The organism is Methanoculleus chikugoensis (assembly GCF_019669965.1).
In the GTDB taxonomy this organism is placed as follows: Archaea; Halobacteriota; Methanomicrobia; order Methanomicrobiales; family Methanoculleaceae; genus Methanoculleus; species Methanoculleus chikugoensis.
This window is the reverse complement of record NZ_AP019781.1, coordinates 2,178,158-2,193,896: the sequence shown is the minus strand read 5'-3', so window position 1 is coordinate 2,193,896 and position 15,739 is coordinate 2,178,158. Positions and strand designations below refer to the sequence as shown.

Annotated in this window: 16 protein-coding genes and 1 tRNA gene; 10 read left to right on the top strand and 7 right to left on the bottom strand. The window is 64.4% G+C overall.

Annotation, left to right across the window (positions count from 1 at the left end):
• Positions 1-74: 74 nt before the first annotated feature.
• Entirely contained in the window at positions 75-761 is a 687-nt protein-coding gene (locus tag MchiMG62_RS11050; protein ID WP_221056998.1) for a TIGR00266 family protein, read from the bottom strand.
• A 180-nt stretch (positions 762-941) separates the two neighbouring features.
• Here MchiMG62_RS11050 and MchiMG62_RS11045 point away from each other — a divergent pair, with 180 nt between their 5' ends.
• The 3 genes from MchiMG62_RS11045 to MchiMG62_RS11035 all read left to right on the top strand — a co-directional run bounded on the left by MchiMG62_RS11045 (position 942) and on the right by MchiMG62_RS11035 (position 1,942).
• On the top strand, positions 942-1,241 hold the full coding sequence (locus MchiMG62_RS11045; protein WP_221056997.1) for a hypothetical protein: 300 nt from the start codon (positions 942-944) through the stop codon (positions 1,239-1,241).
• A 118-nt stretch (positions 1,242-1,359) separates the two neighbouring features.
• Positions 1,360-1,644, top strand: a complete 285-nt coding sequence (locus MchiMG62_RS11040; protein WP_244987698.1) for an HNH endonuclease — start codon at positions 1,360-1,362, stop codon at positions 1,642-1,644.
• 25 nt (positions 1,645-1,669) lie between these two features.
• Positions 1,670-1,942, top strand: coding sequence for a hypothetical protein (locus MchiMG62_RS11035; RefSeq protein WP_221056996.1), 273 nt, complete (start codon positions 1,670-1,672; stop codon positions 1,940-1,942).
• A gap of 5 nt (positions 1,943-1,947) precedes the next feature.
• Here the strand turns inward: MchiMG62_RS11035 and MchiMG62_RS11030 are convergent, their stop codons facing one another.
• Together MchiMG62_RS11030 and MchiMG62_RS11025 are read right to left on the bottom strand one after the other, a co-directional pair.
• A complete protein-coding gene (locus tag MchiMG62_RS11030) occupies positions 1,948-3,747 on the bottom strand; it encodes a YgiQ family radical SAM protein (RefSeq protein WP_221056995.1) in 1,800 nt (599 codons plus the stop codon).
• Positions 3,744-4,193: a PPC domain-containing DNA-binding protein gene (locus tag MchiMG62_RS11025; RefSeq protein WP_221056994.1), complete on the bottom strand. Its 450-nt coding sequence runs from the start codon at positions 4,191-4,193 to the stop codon at positions 3,744-3,746. The genes MchiMG62_RS11030 and MchiMG62_RS11025 overlap by 4 nt, the downstream gene beginning before the upstream one ends.
• Positions 4,194-4,315: 122 nt before the next feature.
• Here MchiMG62_RS11025 and MchiMG62_RS11020 point away from each other — a divergent pair, with 122 nt between their 5' ends.
• Complete coding sequence (locus MchiMG62_RS11020; protein ID WP_244987697.1) at positions 4,316-5,443, top strand: acyltransferase; 1,128 nt, start codon at positions 4,316-4,318, stop codon at positions 5,441-5,443.
• A 126-nt stretch (positions 5,444-5,569) separates the two neighbouring features.
• On the top strand, positions 5,570-6,163 hold the full coding sequence (locus MchiMG62_RS11015) for an SRPBCC family protein (RefSeq protein ID WP_221056993.1): 594 nt from the start codon (positions 5,570-5,572) through the stop codon (positions 6,161-6,163).
• Positions 6,164-6,447: 284 nt separating this feature from the next.
• On the opposite strand, the gene MchiMG62_RS11010 is transcribed toward MchiMG62_RS11015, so the two are convergent.
• The 4 genes from MchiMG62_RS11010 to serA all read right to left on the bottom strand — a co-directional run bounded on the left by MchiMG62_RS11010 (position 6,448) and on the right by serA (position 10,182).
• On the bottom strand, positions 6,448-7,524 hold the full coding sequence (locus MchiMG62_RS11010) for a Yip1 family protein (protein WP_221056992.1): 1,077 nt from the start codon (positions 7,522-7,524) through the stop codon (positions 6,448-6,450).
• A 79-nt stretch (positions 7,525-7,603) separates the two neighbouring features.
• The gene (locus MchiMG62_RS11005) at positions 7,604-7,999 is read right to left on the bottom strand and encodes a DUF3795 domain-containing protein (RefSeq protein WP_221056991.1); all 396 of its coding nucleotides are present in this window, start codon (positions 7,997-7,999) and stop codon (positions 7,604-7,606) included.
• A gap of 391 nt (positions 8,000-8,390) precedes the next feature.
• A tRNA-Val gene (locus tag MchiMG62_RS11000) sits at positions 8,391-8,464 on the bottom strand.
• Between the two features lie 134 nt (positions 8,465-8,598).
• Positions 8,599-10,182, bottom strand: a complete 1,584-nt coding sequence (gene serA / locus MchiMG62_RS10995; protein WP_221056990.1) for a phosphoglycerate dehydrogenase — start codon at positions 10,180-10,182, stop codon at positions 8,599-8,601.
• A 94-nt stretch (positions 10,183-10,276) separates the two neighbouring features.
• Between serA and ppsA the strand changes: the two genes are divergently transcribed.
• From ppsA to MchiMG62_RS10970, 5 genes are read left to right on the top strand one after another with little or no spacing between them, the layout of a single operon-like run.
• Complete coding sequence (ppsA, locus tag MchiMG62_RS10990; protein WP_280636154.1) at positions 10,277-12,565, top strand: phosphoenolpyruvate synthase; 2,289 nt, start codon at positions 10,277-10,279, stop codon at positions 12,563-12,565.
• Positions 12,558-13,655, top strand: coding sequence for a tyrosine decarboxylase MfnA (mfnA, locus tag MchiMG62_RS10985; protein ID WP_221056988.1), 1,098 nt, complete (start codon positions 12,558-12,560; stop codon positions 13,653-13,655). Before ppsA ends, mfnA begins: the two co-directional genes overlap by 8 nt.
• A complete protein-coding gene (gene hpt, locus MchiMG62_RS10980; protein ID WP_221056987.1) occupies positions 13,648-14,199 on the top strand; it encodes a hypoxanthine/guanine phosphoribosyltransferase in 552 nt (183 codons plus the stop codon). The genes mfnA and hpt overlap by 8 nt, the downstream gene beginning before the upstream one ends.
• Complete coding sequence (gene dph2, locus MchiMG62_RS10975) at positions 14,177-15,130, top strand: diphthamide biosynthesis enzyme Dph2 (protein ID WP_425331889.1); 954 nt, start codon at positions 14,177-14,179, stop codon at positions 15,128-15,130. Before hpt ends, dph2 begins: the two co-directional genes overlap by 23 nt.
• Positions 15,127-15,738, top strand: a complete 612-nt coding sequence (locus MchiMG62_RS10970) for an METTL5 family protein (RefSeq protein WP_221056985.1) — start codon at positions 15,127-15,129, stop codon at positions 15,736-15,738. Before dph2 ends, MchiMG62_RS10970 begins: the two co-directional genes overlap by 4 nt.
• The last annotated feature ends 1 nt before the right edge of the window (position 15,739 follow it).

Here is a 15,739-nt window from a genome sequence, read left to right as displayed (position 1 = left end):
CTATCAGGTTACCTCTGCGGGGCTTGCGGATGATGGGTGAGAAGGCCCCTTCTGCAAGGGTGGGGTAGTGTTCACTATCCCGACGAGTTCTGGATGGGGAGGTAGGGTATCAGGGAGGAGGCGAGTTTCGCGACATCCATCGACTGCATGACGACCTTGCCCGGCCCGGTCAGCGTGGCCAGGAAGAGTCCTTCGCCGCCGAAGAAGACGGTCTTCACGCCGCCGGCGAGCGCTATGCTGTAGTCGACGGTGCTCTCGAACCCGACGACGAGCCCCGTCTCGACCCTGACCACCTCGCCCGGCGCAAGCGTCATCTCCATAATGTCGCCGCAGCAGTGGAGGAACGCCTTCCCGCTGCCGGAGAGCCGCTGGAGGATGAACCCCTCGCCGCCGAACGCGCCCGACCGGAGGCGTTTCGTGAACGCGATATCGAGGTCTATGCCCGGCTCGGAGCAGAGGAACGCGTCCTTCTGGGCGATGAACTCGTTCCCGTTTATGTCGAGGGTGAAGATCTTCCCCGGGACATTCCCGGCGAACGAGACGAACCCTTCCCCGCCCTGCGGGGTGAACTCCGTCATGAATAGCCCCTCGCCGGTCATCATCCGTTTGAGTCCCTTGAAGAGCCCGCCCTTCATGTTGGTGGTCATCTGCATGTTCCCGCTCATGTTGACCATGGCGCCGGCCTCGGCGCAGGCTTTCTCGCCGGGGGCGAGGCGGAGGGTCACCATCTGGAGGTTGTCTCCGGTGATCTCGTACTGCATACCGGAATATCTTCCGTTTTGGGTACTTGATCTTTTCTCTTTCTTCACCGGATGTCCTCAGCAGTTTTTCGAGAACCACGGAGCGGACGGCTTAATAGCGATCGATGCCGTAACGATCTGTATGCGGAATGGATCGTCTATCCTCCGCTTCGTCGGCGCTCCGGCCGGTGAGGTGGCGGCGTGAGGATGATCGCTCTCGTCCTGCTCCTCGTTGTCGTCGTAGCGGCGGGAAGCGCGGGGACTCCCGTCATCCCGTTGCCCGACTCCGACGCACCAGGAAGCGTCTTCGAGACGGTCGAATCGCTCCGGGAGGTTATCGGGGGGCTCGTGCAGATCGGCGCCGACCTGCTCTCGCTCGCCCGTGACGTGCTCGGGTGGCTTGAAGCAGGAGTCGGGTATCTTGAACGCCTGATGGACCTGGCGGAGTCGGGGATGGGTTTCGTGAACGGGACCGTCGAATGGGTTGCACCTTCCCCCTGAATTCCGGGCCGGGAATACGCCTGCATCTCGCTCACCGATACAGATCTCTCTTTTCGGGTGTTGTAACCCGGTGCAGATCCGTAAAGTATATCATCTGGAAAAATAATTTCTCCGCGTGATGCCCGAGCGCGGGACTCGTGCCGCGATGCACTTCGACGATGTGCCTATCGGAGACGCGTATCTCACGCACGAGGCCGTCCGGGCCATCCTTGAGCGGCAGGACAACCGGTGCGCCGGGTGTAGCGCCCCGCTCGACGCCGGATCGACGTACTTCGACCTCCGGCGACCGGCGATCTGCGGCGGCTCCCATACGCTCGGGAACCTTGCAGCCCTCTGCCCCTCCTGCCATCTGAGCCATATGCGCCGGATCCGGGAGGGGTTCGCCGACCATAGGAATAAGTAACCCCCGGCACCCATCACTGGTTACCATGACCTGCAGAAAGAGTGTATCGCAGACGGGTTCGTGGCGTTCGACGGCCATGCGAACGGCGAGCGGCCTTGCGGAGCGGGTGGCGCTCCCTTCGTCGCCTCATCATGAATGGCGCTCCTCGACGATGCGGATGGCGAGCGACGTCTTCACCCCCGGGACGGCGGCCAACTTCGCGGTCACGCTCGCGGTGACGACCCTGCTGATCCCCCGGATCCCGAGCCGGGCGCTCGCGATGGCCGCAGGGTTCGCCGTCAGTTCGGCCCTGCGCTGATACCCTTACTTCTTCTTCCGTCTCGCCGGGACGAGGCATTTCCATGCGCTCCCGATGAGGTCTTCCCTCCCGGCCGCGCGGAGTCCTTCGCAGACGAGCCCGTAGTTTGCCGGGTCGCGGTAGTGCATGAGGGCCCGCTGGACCCGTTTCTCCCGACCTATCGGGACATAGACCTCTTCGAGGGTGAAGGGATCGAGCCCGGTATGGTAGATGGTCGTTGAGATGCTCATCGGGGTCGGCGTGAAGTCCTGGACCTGCTCGGTGTAGAGACCGGTGTCCCGGACGTACTCGGCGAGTTCGACCATGTCGGCGATCCGGCACCCGGGATGGCCGGACATGAGGTAGGGGACGAGATACTGCCGTTTCTTCTTCCCCTCCTGGAGGACCTCGAACCGTTCGCGGAAGGCGTCGAAAGCCTCGCGGGAAGGCTTTCCCATAGAGGCGAGGACCCGTTCCGATACGTGTTCGGGCGCGACTTTGAGGTGCCCGGAGACGTGGTGAGCGCAGACTTCCGTGAGATACTCCCGGTCCTCCGGACCGATCAGGTCGTAGCGGATGCCCGATGCGATGAAGACCCGTTTCACCCCCGGGATCTTGCGGATGCGCCGGAGCAGGCGAACCTGCTCCTCGTGGCTCCGGTCGAGTGCGGGGCAGTCGATGCAGCGGCGGTCGGGGCAGGTGCCGGCGGTCTCCCACCGGCTGCAGTGGATGCCGTACATGTTCGCCGTCGGCCCGCCGACGTCCTGGACGACCCCGGTGAACTCCGGCATCCTCGCCATCCGCTCCACCTCGCGGACGATCGAGTCCGCGCTCCGGCTCTGGATGATCCGGCCCTGGTGGTGGGTGAGGGCGCAGAACGAGCAGGCGCCGAAACACCCGCGGTGGGTGACGACCGAGAACCTGACGGGTTCGAGGGCGGGTATCGGTTCGGTGTAGGAGGGATGGGCTCTCCGCGTGTAGGGGAGTTCGTAGACCCGATCGAGTTCGTCGCCCGAGAGCGGCATCGCCGGCGGGTTCTGGACGACGACGGTCTTCGGGTGCGGCTGGGCCACGGGCCTGCCCCGGAGAGGATCCTGCTCGGCATAGTGCATCGCAAACGCCTTTGCGTAAGCATACCGGTCGTCTTTCACCTCAGGGTAGCCGGAGAGGACGACGTATCCGGACTGGTCCATGCCCCGCCAGGCCTTCTTCTCGACGCGGTAGGCGGTGCCGGGGATCTCGGTGAGGTCTCTCGCGGTCTCTCCTGCCGCGAGGCGGTCGGCGATCGCGACCACCTGACGTTCGCCCATCCCGAAGACGAGGAGGTCGGCGGGGGCGTCGGCGAGGATGGACTGCCGGACGGAGTCGGACCAGTAGTCGTAGTGGGCGAACCGCCGGAGGCTCGCCTCGATCCCGCCGATGACGATGGGAGTCTTAGGGAAGAGGGCGTGGATGCGGTCGGTGTAGACCAGAGTCGCCCGGTCGGGCCGGAGAAGCCTCCCCCCCGGCGAGTAGACGTCCGAGCTCCGGCGCTTGAGGTTCGGCGTGAAGGCGTTCACCAGTGAGTCGACGTTCCCGGCCGAGACCGAGAAGAAGAGCCGCGGTTCGCCGAGACGCCCCAGATCAGCATCGCTCTTCCAGTCGGGCTGGGCGATGACGCCGACCGAGTAGGCGGCGTTCCACAGGACCCGCCCGATCAGCGCCGTCCCGAAGGAGGGGTGGTCGACGTAGGCGTCGCCGGTGACGAGGATGATGTCGAACCGGTCGATGCCGAGCCGCTCCGCCTCCGCGACCGTCATCGGGAGGTATTCCGGCTGCCCGATCATGGGAGCATCCGGTCGAATACAGGGAGGTTGACGCCGGTCTGCTCGTCGGGGAGCCGTTTTGCGGTGATGCCGACGAACTCCGTGACGATCGCTTCGATCACCAGGTAGACCTCCGCCTTCTCCCGGAGGCACCCGGTGAGCGACCGTATCCCCTTCCCCGCCGCCGTATGAAGGTGGATGGACGGCCCGTCCTCCCCGGGGTAGATGGTCGCGAACCCGAGGAGTTCCCAGCCTCCGAATATCTCTTCGCCCCGCGGGGACGGCGGGATGACCGGCTCTTTCGGCCCCGTCACGATCGTTGCCGACCGGACGGCGCCGAGGAACTGGATCGTGCCGCACCTGATGTTCATCGCCGCGACAAACCGCTGGATCTCTCTTAGAAAGTCCTCTCCGTCGTCGATCCGGACGGTGAAGACCCTGCCGACCTGTCCTTCCGAGTACTGCATGGACTCAACTCTCCTGGATATGATGGTGTCTTCTTGTATTATTAGTGCCCGACCCGCTGCGCGTGCGGGCAGTTATATGCCCGGCCTGCCATGGTACAGTGTCCTGCGGGCGATAGAGAGGTGTGGCTGCGGTGGTCTGGTTCCGGGAGGTCGAATACATGCGGGGGGTTGCCGCCCTCGCCGTGATCGCCGTCCACGTCTCGATGAACTACACGCGGATTCCCGCCGTGAACCTGCTCGCCCTCCTCGACGTGTTCATCTATATCAGCGCCCACTTCGCGGTGCCGGTCTTCATCTTCGTCTCCGGGTGGGTGCTCGCGGCGCGGTATGCGGGCGATTACTCGCCTGGTGAGTTCTACCGCCGCCGGGCGAAGACGATTCTTCCGCCCTACCTCTTCTTCACCGCGCTCTACCTTCTGGTCGCGGTGGAGGGGACGATCGGGTTTTCCGGGGTGCCTTCTCTGGAGAGGGTTGTGGAAGCCCTCCTCCTCGGGAATGCGGCCTACCACCTCTGGTTCTTCGTGCTGATCATCCAGCTCTACCTCCTCTTCCCGCTCATCATCCGGGGCTACGACTTCTTCGACCGGGCCGGTGCGTCGCTCTTCCTCCTCCTCTCGCTCTTCATCATCCAGATCCTCTGGAACGCGGGCGCCCACATCGCGGGGGCGTATCTGGGCCTGGAGTGGTATACCGTCCTGATCCGCCTCTTCCCGTCGCACCTTCTCTACTTCGCCCTCGGCGTCCACGTCGCCCGGCATACCGATGACTGCCGTTCGGCGCTCCGGTCGGTCCCGCCGGGGTTGGTTCTCGTCGCGGCCGGTGCGGGCGCTCTCCTCCTCGGCGGGATCTGGATCGCGAGCGTGATCCGTTACGGGAGCCTCGCGGGCACGACGCTCGCGGTCCTCTGTATCTACCGGATCCTGGAGCCGCTCTACTACGTCCCGGTCATCGCGGTGCTCATCCTCGCGGCCTGGCGGCTGGAGGGGACGGACGGCCTCTCTGCGGCTGCCGCCCGGTCGTTCGGGGAGCATTCCTACGGGATCTACCTCGTCCACCCGCTCGTCATCGCCGCCGCTGCGAGTCTCTGGGCCTCGCTCACGGGGCTCGCGTGGGCGGACTGGCCGACCTACCCGGCGGTCTTTATCGCGGCGGTGCTCGCGAGTTACGCGGCGGTGCGGGTTCTCGCCGGCGTCCCGTACGCGGGGTGGCTGCTCGGGGAGCCGCGGGTGCGGCGAGGGCCGCTGCAGTGAAGGGGCTCTGCCGTTAATCCGACGTCGTTCGGGTTCGGTGTACAATCTCGCCCGGGACGGATTCTCCCGATCGTTCGCGACCGCTCACGGTGATGTTCCGCAGCACGGTCGATAATCTATAAAAAGATGAGGGCCCCGGGGGATGCGAAAGGAGATGGACAGAATGGCACAGGAACTCCAGAAGAGCAAAGAGCCGGCCGCGGCACGATTGAGGGTGGGCAGGCCCTGGCAGAGAAGAACCCCGCCCGGATCGCGGCAGATCCCGGAAAACAGGAGATGTTCGTCGTCCGTGAGTTCGATGCTCCGCGAGAACTGGTCTTTCGGGCCCACACCGATCCTGAACTCTTCAAGCAGTGGATCGGACCGCGGGGTCTTTCTACGAGGATAGAGACGTTCGAGGCGCGGAACGGGGGTCGCTGGCGGTATGTTCAGACGGATGAGGAGGGGAACGAGTACGGGTTCCATGGGGTGAACCACGACCTGACTCCTCCCGAGCGGATCATCCAGACCTTCGAGTACGAGGGGCTCCCGGAGTCCGGGCACGTCATCCTGGAGGTGGCGAAGTTCGAGGAACTGCCCGGCAACCGGACGAAATTTACCGGCCAGTCGGTCTTCCTCTCGGTTGAAGACCGCGACGGGATGATGGAGTCCGATATGGAGGCAGGCATGAAGGACTCCTTCTCACGGCTGGATGAACTCCTGGCGAGACTGCAGGAGTAGGGTTGTCGGGGAGTGCGAGCGAAGCGAGCTTGAGCACCGGAGGTGCGAGGTGCGATGCTCCGAAGGAGCGGAGCTCAAGCACCCGAAGGGTGCGGAGTGCGAGCGAAGCGAGCTTGAGAAACTCGAAGAGTTTCGAGGCGCGAACACAGTGAGCCTGAGCACCGCTAGGTGCGAGGGGGAGAGTTCCCTTCCCTCAGTCGGGAGGCGCGTGTGTCTCCCAGAGACCGAACGTACTGTTCTTAGTGTCCATACGGGTTGCAGACAGCCCGGTGCTGCCTCAAAATTCAGGGGATCTTTGCCGCGGCACGCCCGGCAAGGTCCTTTAAGAGTTCGTAATCCGGGGATGGTCCATAGGTGAAGAGCTTCTCATAGATGTCGCCTTTCGTGAATATGATGCAGTAACTCTCGTATTCGCCGCTTCCTCCCGAACCCGTGCCCGGTATCCTGTAACTGATGCAGCGGTCCCCGATGTCGGGTGCCGGCAGTTCATCGGCATTTCGTGGCGGCACCAGCCCCCGGTAGTATTTCTCGTCGGACTGTACCATCTTTGATGCGTTGCCCGGGGTGAAGATCATGATGAAGTGCCGGATATTCCTCGTGGCCGGAGGAGACGGTTTCTCCGTTGCGTACATCATCGAGTATTCCTTCAAGCAGCCGTAGTCTTTTGCTCCCTTCGCGATGAGTCCGCTCTCGATCTCGTTTGCGGTATAGAGGATGATGTTCCCGGGGAGTTCCGAACGTTCGAGCAGATATGGGCTGTCGGGGAGGACCAGTGTTCCGTTCCCGCTCGTGGGGGCGGTGACCATCGAAGCGGGTGCAGCGAGCAGCAGGACGATAATCCCGAAGACTGCAACGACAGGCAGGAACGCTGCGGCGCAGACGGCACCGGCCGCCCTGCGCGACGACACGTGATGGAGTTCCCTGATCCCGACGTACTGGGGGTAGAGCGTCGAGGCCGCTCCTCCAATGAGACCGAGGATCGGGATCCAGGCGATGATGTAGAACGGGGTGTAGGAGTACATCGCCGCCTTGAGGGTCTGGCCGATCCCTCTCCGCCCCCCGAAGATGTAGACCCATATATGCAGCCATACGCCGACAAGGAGCGGCATCATGACGGTCGCGACGAGCAGAACCACGAAGAAGTCCTGGGGCTGGAGGGCCTGGGCGGTCAGCGACCACCTCCTTGCAATCGGTATGCCCGGGAGGGTGTAGAGCGTGGCGGTCATCAGCAGGGAGAAGAGGGCCGTGAGTTTGAGGAAGTGGAAGAGCGCGGGTACGAAGTGCTCTTCTTCGAGAGCCCGGAATGTATCTGTCGATCTGAAGAATATGCCCGTTACCTTCCGGGTGAACGAGTATGGCATGACGTCTAATTAGATATCGAAACGATAGGTCTGCCGGTTTGTTCTGAGGATGCGTCCGGTCTCCCTGACCGCGCTCCCGTCACTCTCTCCGGCCCGGCTCGTACCCGTATGCCGGGCACCGGTAATGGTAGAAGACGATCGTCTTCCCGCAGACCGGGCGGCGCCGCTTCGCTTTCTCCCCAGGCAGCCACGCATCGGGGGCCTGCTCCTCGATCTCCTGGAGGTTCTCGTAGATCTTGTGGCGGTACCGGAATCGCTCGTTGCCCGGGTAGGAGCCCTGGAGTTCGTCGGTCAGCCTGCAGGGAACGTCCGTGCATTGCGAGCGGAGTGCAATGCCCTTCTCCTCGAAGCAGCACCGGCGGATCGTGCAGTTCCCCTTGCTGGTGTGCCGCTGCTTGCGTTTCTCCGAACAGCATCCCCGGCACCCTTTCCCGAATGAGGGGCAGGCTCCGCAGTACACACCGCACGGAGCCATGCTGTCGGGGCGGCGGCCGGTTTGGGGCAACAATCTCTGATTTTGGGGGTTGGGGGTTAAGGGTTGCTGTGGCTGCGGGACATGGGCGGATCCGCCCCCGTCACTGCGCGAGTAGCGCACCCCGATTTGCCCACCCATCGCCTGAAACCCGGGCTTCCTCTCCTCCAGCCCCGGGCAATGGACACTGCGTGGATGTAGGAAACTACGGAAAAACATGTCTGGACGGTGAACACAAACTGCCTGTTAAGAAAGGATCTATCGTGCGTAGCGCCCCGGGGAAGTATGATTGTCCGTATGGCAGCTGCACGAATTATCGGGATTTAATCGTCCGTACGGGAGATATCTCTCCTCAGCGATAAATTCACAAAACCAATCGTTTCAAAAACGGTGATGGGCTCGCTGAGATTCGAACTCAGGACCTCCGCCATGTCAAGGCGACGTCATAACCAGCTAGACCACGAGCCCGTGTCTGCCCGACGATCAATAAGGTTGGTGCTCCGGGTATAAAATTATTGCCACACGCCAAAACAGGTTCCGTCCCGGCTCCGCCACATCGGGGGCCGGCACGCGCCAAAAATGGGGGGTGACGATCCGACCGATCAGATCTCGGCGTGTTTCGCCGTGTGGATGGCGTCGATCTTCTTGATCTCTTCCATCGCGTCGGCCGGCACCGCAGAATCGACGGTGAGGACCATCAGGGCCTCCTCGCCGGGCTTGTGGCGCCCGACCTGCATCCCCGCGATGTTCACGTTCGCCCGGCCGAGGATCGTCGCGGCCTTGCCGATGACGCCCGGCTTGTCGGTGTGGCGGGAGATGACCACGTGGCCGGTCGGGGTCAGGTCGGTCATGTATCCGCCGATGCTCACGATCCGCGCGCGGTTCGGGCCCGAGACGCTCCCGCTCACCGTCTCCGTCATCCTGTCGGTCTTCGCGGTGATGGTGATGATGTTCTTGAACCCCTGCGCTTCCTCCGTCGTCGTCTCGCTCATCCGGATGCCGCGCTCCTTTGCCACGAACTCCGCGTTCACGATGTTGACCGGCGCCTGGAGGATCGGGTCGAGCATGCCCTTCAGGATAACGCGGGTGACGAACTTCGTGTTCGGGAGCGCTGCGGCCTCGCCGCCGTAGGTGACCTCGATCGACTCCAGCCGCCCTTCGGTGAGCTGGACGAGGAGCCTGCCCATCTTCTGCGCGAGCATCGCGTAGGGCTCGACCAGCGCCTGCTGCTCCGCCGGGATCATCGGCGCGTTCACCACGTACTTCGCCGCGCCGCCGGAGAGGACGCTGATGCACTGGTTCGCGACCGATATCGCGACGTTCTTCTGCGCCTCGACCGTGCTCGCCCCGAGGTGCGGGGTGACGATCACCTTATCGAGCCCGAGAAGCGGGGAGTCCGTCGGCGGCTCGCTCTCGAAGACGTCCAGCGCCGCACCGGCGACCTTGCCGCTCGCGATCCCGTCCGCGAGGGCCTTCTCATCGATGATCCCGCCGCGGGCGCAGTTGATCAGCCGGACACCGTCCTTCATCGTCGCGATCGTCTTCGTGTTGATGACGTGGCGCGTCTCCTTGATCAACGGCGTGTGGACGGTGATCACGTCGGCTCTCCGGAAGAGCTCGTCGAGCGGCACCATCTCCACGCCGAGGCTTGCCGCCTTCTCCTGCGTGATGAACGGGTCGTAGGCGATGCACTTCATCGCCATCGCCTGTGCCCGCTTTGCCACCTCACGCCCGATACGCCCGAATCCCATGATGCCGAGAACCTTGTCGTTCAGTTCAACGCCCATGAACTTCGAGCGTTTCCACTCGCCCTTCTTCAGGGACGCCGTCGCCTGGGGGATATTGCGCGCGAGCGAGAGCATCATCGCCATCGTGTGCTCCGTGGCCGCGAGGGTATTTCCCTCGGGGGCGTTCGCAACGATGATGCCTCTCCTCGTCGCCGCTTCCGTATCGATATTGTCGACCCCGGCGCCTGCCCGGCCGATGAACTTGAGTTTCTCTCCCGCATCGATGACCTGCGCCGTCACCTCGGTTCCCGAGCGCACCAGCAGGGCATCGTAGTCCCCGATAACAGCAATGAGTTGATCTTCGGTTAGCCCGGTATTGACATCCACATCGCAGAATTCCTTCAGGATGTCGATCCCTTCCTCTGCCAGCGGGTCGCTGACCAGCACTCTATATTTCACGGTTCAACCCATACTAGTTCAACATCATATGTATTGATGCTTTTTCCTCCGAAATCTTTTATGTGATGGTGAGAAGTATATGTGTGGTGCGAGCATGAAGGAAATGCCCAACGTTCTGTGGCTCGAAGAAATAAAAAAGGAAGATATCATTTCTGTAGGTGGAAAGGGGGCCTCATTGGGCGAAATGACGGCCATCGGCCTGCCCGTGCCGAAGGCGTTTGTGGTGACCGCCCAGGCGTTCCGAAGGTTTCTTATTGAGACCGGGATCGAAGAAGAACTCTTCCGCAAACTGGAGCGTCTGGACGTAGACGACAACGGAGCGCTCGAATCGGTCGCGAAGGAAGTGCAGGAGATCGTCCTCAGCGTCGAGATGCCCGATCACCTCCGTCAGGATATCGTCGAGGCATACGACCGGATGGGTGCGAACGGAACGGTCGTCGCCGTCCGTTCGAGCGCTACCGCCGAAGACCTGCCGGATGCCAGTTTTGCCGGCCAGCAGGAGACGTTCCTCAATATCCTCGGGGAGATCGACCTCCTTGACGCGGTCCAGCGGTGCTGGGCCTCGCTGTACGGCGCGCGCGCCATCTACTACCGGGCAAAACAGGGGTTCGACGACCGGAGCGTGAACATCGCCGTCGTCGTGCAGGAACTCATCCGCTCGGAGAAGTCCGGCGTCATGTTTACCTCTCACCCCGTCACCGGCGAACCCCTGACGATCGTCGAAGGCTCCTGGGGTCTCGGGGAAGCCGTCGTCTCGGGGAGCGTCTCCCCCGACAATTACGTCTTTGACCTGCGCTCCGAGCGGGTCGTCGACCGCCTGATCGCCGAGAAGGAGATCATGATCGTGCCGGAGGGCAAGCACGGGACGAAGACCGTCAACCTCTCCGCGAAACAGCGCACCGCGCCGGTCCTCTCCGACGCAGAGGTGGCGCGCCTCGCCACGCTCGGGAAGATTGCCGAAGACCACTACGGCGTCCCGCAGGACGTCGAGTGGGCGATCGTCGGCGACGTCTTCTTCATCCTCCAGTCCCGGCCGATAACCACGATCAAGCGCCCCGATATCCCGCACGGCGGGGCCACAGGGCAGCCGAAAGGCCCCCTCGGCGTGGTGCTGGTCGAGGGCCAGGGGGCTTCACCCGGCGTCGCGAGCGGCCGGGTCGTCATCGTGCGCGACGTCAAGGACACGAGCGGCGTCAAGGACGGCGACATCCTGGTCACCAAGATGACCAACCCCGACATGGTGCCGGCGATGCGGCGGGTCAGCGCCATCGTCACCGACGAAGGCGGCATGACCTGCCACGCGGCCATCGTGAGCCGCGAGCTCGGGACGCCCGCGGTCGTCGGAACCAAGAAGGCAACCAAGTTGCTCAAGGACGGCCAGGTCGTCACCGTCGACGGCGAGAAGGGCATCATCTACGAGGGTGCGGTCGCCCCGGCCGCGGCGGCGGCACCGGCAGCCGCACCGGCGGCGGCAGCGGTCGCCCCGGTCATCACCGGAACGCTCGTCAAGGTGAACGTCTCCCTCCCCGAGGCCGCACAGCGTGCCGCCGCCACCGGCGCGGACGGCGTCGGCCTTCTCCGGATCGAGCACCTCATCCTCGGGCTGAACAAGACCCCCGGCTGGTACATCGAGAACAACGCGGAGGAAGAGTTCATCGCCGAACTCTACGGCGGCATCAAGACCGTCCTCGATGCCTTCCCCGGTAAGCCCGTCTGGGTCAGGACGCTGGACGCCCCGACCGACGAGTTCCGGAACATGGAGGGCGGAGAGGAAGAACCGTTCGAGCACAACCCGATGCTCGGCTGGCGCGGCATCCGCCGCGACCTCCGGAGCCCTGAGCAGTTCCGCCTGCAGGTGGAGGCGTTCAAGAGGCTCTGGGCGGCGGGCTACGACAACCTCGGCGTGATGTTCCCCATGGTCAACCACCCGAACGAGTTCACCCAGGCCCGGGCGATGATGAAGGAGTGGGGCGTCGACGTGGAGAACGCGACCCTCGGCGTCATGATCGAGGTCCCGGGCAGTGCCCTCATGGTCGAGGAGTTCATCCAGGCCGGGATCCGGTTCGCCTCGTTCGGGACGAACGACCTCATCCAGTATACGCTCGCGATCGACCGGAACAACGAGAACGTCGCCGATATGTACCAGCCCAAGCACCCTGCGGTGCTCCGGCTGATCGACTACGCGATCAGCGTCTGCCGGGAGAACGGCGTCGAGTGCTCCATATGCGGTCAGGCCGGCTCCGACCCCGAGATGGTCACGTGGCTCGTCGAGCACGGTATCTCCAGCGTTTCGGCGAACATCGATGCCGTCCCCCGCATCCGTGAGGCCGTAGCGCGGAAAGAGCGGCAGATTCTCCTTGATGCGGCGAGAAGAAATGCGTGAAGTAGGTTGCCCTGAGGAAGACCTTTTCTCCTTCCTCTCGTCAAAGCGGCGGGAGGATCTCGGCTACCGGAATATTTTAAGTTCGATGTGCACGCCGCCCCACCCGGTCGCGGCGCGGGCGCACGCGATCTTCCTCGAGACCAACCTCGGCGACCCCGGGCTCTTCCCGGGGACGGCCGCGCTCGAGGACCTCCTCGTCCGGAGGCTCGGTGCCCTGATGCACCATGCGGACGCCGGAGGCTACGCGACGAGCGGCGGGACGGAGTCGAACATCCAGGCGTTGCGGATTGCAAAACGGCAGAAGTCGGTGAAGTCCCCGAACATCGTCATTCCGGCGTCGAGCCATTTTTCGTTCACGAAGGCCTGCGACATCCTGGGGCTCGAGATGCGGACGGTGCCGCTTGATGCCGGGTTCCGGATGGACACGGAGGCGGTCGACGGCCTGGTGGACAACGATACGATCGCGATCGTCGGGGTCGTCGGGACGACGGAGTACGGCGTGGTCGATCCCATTGCCCGGCTCTCGGAGATCGCCCTCGACCGGGACGTCTTCCTCCACGTCGACGCCGCGTTCGGCGGGATGGTCGTCCCGTTCCTCGACAGCCCCGTCCCGTTCGACTTCAGCCTCCCCGGCGTCTCCTCCATCTCCGTCGACCCCCACAAAATGGGGATGAGCACCATCCCGGCGGGCTGCCTCCTCACGCGGAACCCGGAATGGTTCGCGTGCCTCAACGTCGACACCCCCTACCTGACGGTGAAGCGCGAGTGCACCCTCGCCGGAACCCGGCCGGGAGCGTCGGTGGCCGCGGCGGTCGCCGTCCTCGAGTACCTGGGGATGGACGGCATGCGGGCGGTGGTCGCCGGGTGCATGGAGAACACCCGGAGGCTGATCGAGGGGATGGAGACGCTCGGCTACCCGAGAGCCGTGACCCCGGACGTCAACGTGGCGACGTTCTCCTGCGACCGTGCGCCCCCCGGGTGGCGGGTCTCGACGACCCGGAACGGGCATATGCGGATCGTCTGCATGCCCCACGTCACCCGCGACGTGGTCGAGCGGTTCCTCATAGATATGGGTGATATAGATGCTTGAACGCCTGATTCATTCGCTGGAAGCCTCTCCCGTCATGAAGCGGGGAGAGTACAACTACTTCATCAACCCGATCACCGACGGGGTGCCGCTCCTCGAGCCCGCGCTCCTCCGCGAGATCGGGTGCGCCATGGTGCGGAACCTCGACCTCAACGACGTCGACAAGATCGTCGTCTGCGAGGCGATGGGCATCCACATCGGCGTTGCCTTCTCGATGATGACCGACATCCCTCTCGTGGTCGTCCGGAAACGCCCCTACGGCCTCCCCGGCGAGGTCGCGGTGCACCAGGCCACCGGCTACTCGAAGGGCGAGCTCTACCTGAACGGCGTTGCCGCGGGCGACCGGGTCGTGATCATCGACGACGTCTGCAGCACCGGCGGGACGCTCCGCGCCCTCATCAGCGCGATTGGGGTGACGGGCGCCGAGATCGCCGACATCTGTGTGGTCATCGGCCGGGGGGACGCGGATATCGGCCGGCCGCTCAAGACCCTGGTGAAGATCGAGGTCTCCGAGACGCAGGTGCGTGTCGTTGATACCTGTCTCTGATCTCATCGGAAAGCTCCGCAAGCGCGGGGCGCGGTCGGTCGCCCTCCAGTTCCCCGCCGGGCTCGCCCGGCAGGCACCGGGAACGGCCGCCGCCCTCCGCCGCGAGGGTTTCGAGGTGATCGTCAGCGGCGATCCCTGCTACGGAGCCTGCGACCTCGCGCTCGATGCCCTCGCGTATGCGGACGTCCTGGTGCACTTCGGCCACGCTCCGGTCGAGGAGCGATCTAATGTCATCTACGAGCCCGTCCGGTTCGACTTCGACGTAACCGTGCTTGAGAAGGCCCTTCCTCTTCTCACCGGCCGCCGCATCGGCCTCGTCACCACCATCCAGCACGTCCACCTCCTCGACGCGATGGCGGCGTATCTCCACGATCGCGGCATCGAGGCGATCGTCGCCCCCGGCGACGGCCGGACGCCGATCCCCGGGCAGGTGCTCGGGTGCAACTTCGCCGCCGCCCGGGCGACGGGAGCGGAGGAGATCCTCTTCGTGGGGACGGGGGTCTTCCACCCCATCGGGATCCGGCTCGCGACCCGGGCCCGCGTCGTCGCGCTCGACCCCTACACCGGCGAGGCGCAGGAGGTGGACGCCGACCGCCTGGTCCGCCGCCGCGCCGCGGTGATGGAGAAGGCGCGGGACGCCGCGAACTACGGGATCATTGTCAGCACCAAGAGCGGGCAGCAGCGGATGGCCCTCGCCCGAAGGCTCGCCGCCCTCTCCGACCGGGCGTTCCTGGTCGCGATGCGCGAGGTCTCGCCTGCCGAGATGCTCGACCTCGGGTTTGGGGCCTACGTGAACACCGCCTGCCCCCGGCTCGCCTACGACGACCAGGTCAGGTTCCCCGTCCCGGTGCTGACGCCGCCGGAGTTTGAGATCCTCTGCGGCGCCCGGGACTGGGACGACTATACCATCGACGAGTACCTTGCTCCATGAACCTGCGGCACCTTGAGATGCGGCTCGAACGCCTCGCGGGGTTCGAGCGGCCGACTGCCCGGCTCGAGCAGTACCAGACCCCGGCGCCGGTGGCGGCCCGCCTCCTTCACCATGCCGCGATGCAGGGGGCGATCGAGGGAAGAGCGGTCTCTGATCTCGGGTGCGGGACGGGGATCCTCGCCTGCGGCGCGGCACTCCTCGGCGCCTCTCCCGTGACCGGGCTCGAGATCGACCCGGCGGCGATCGAGATCGCCCGGCGGAACGCGGAGACGCTCGGCGTCTCCGTCGAGTTCCTGGTCGCCGACGTCCGCGACCCCGGTGTCGACTGGGGGAGTCTCGCCTGCGACACCGTCGTGATGAACCCGCCGTTCGGAGCGCAGAAGGCGCATGCCGACCGGCCGTTCATCGACCGGGCGCTCGAACTCGCGGGCGAGGTTTACGGCATCTTCAACGAAGGTTCGACCCCGTTCGTCGCCGCCTACACCGAGGGCCGTGCGACGATCGAGGAGGTTATCCGGTGCGCATTCCCGATGAAGCGGACGTTTGCGCACCACCGCAAAGACCGAGTGGATATTACCGTAGAGGTCATACACTTGAGGCGGATCTAAT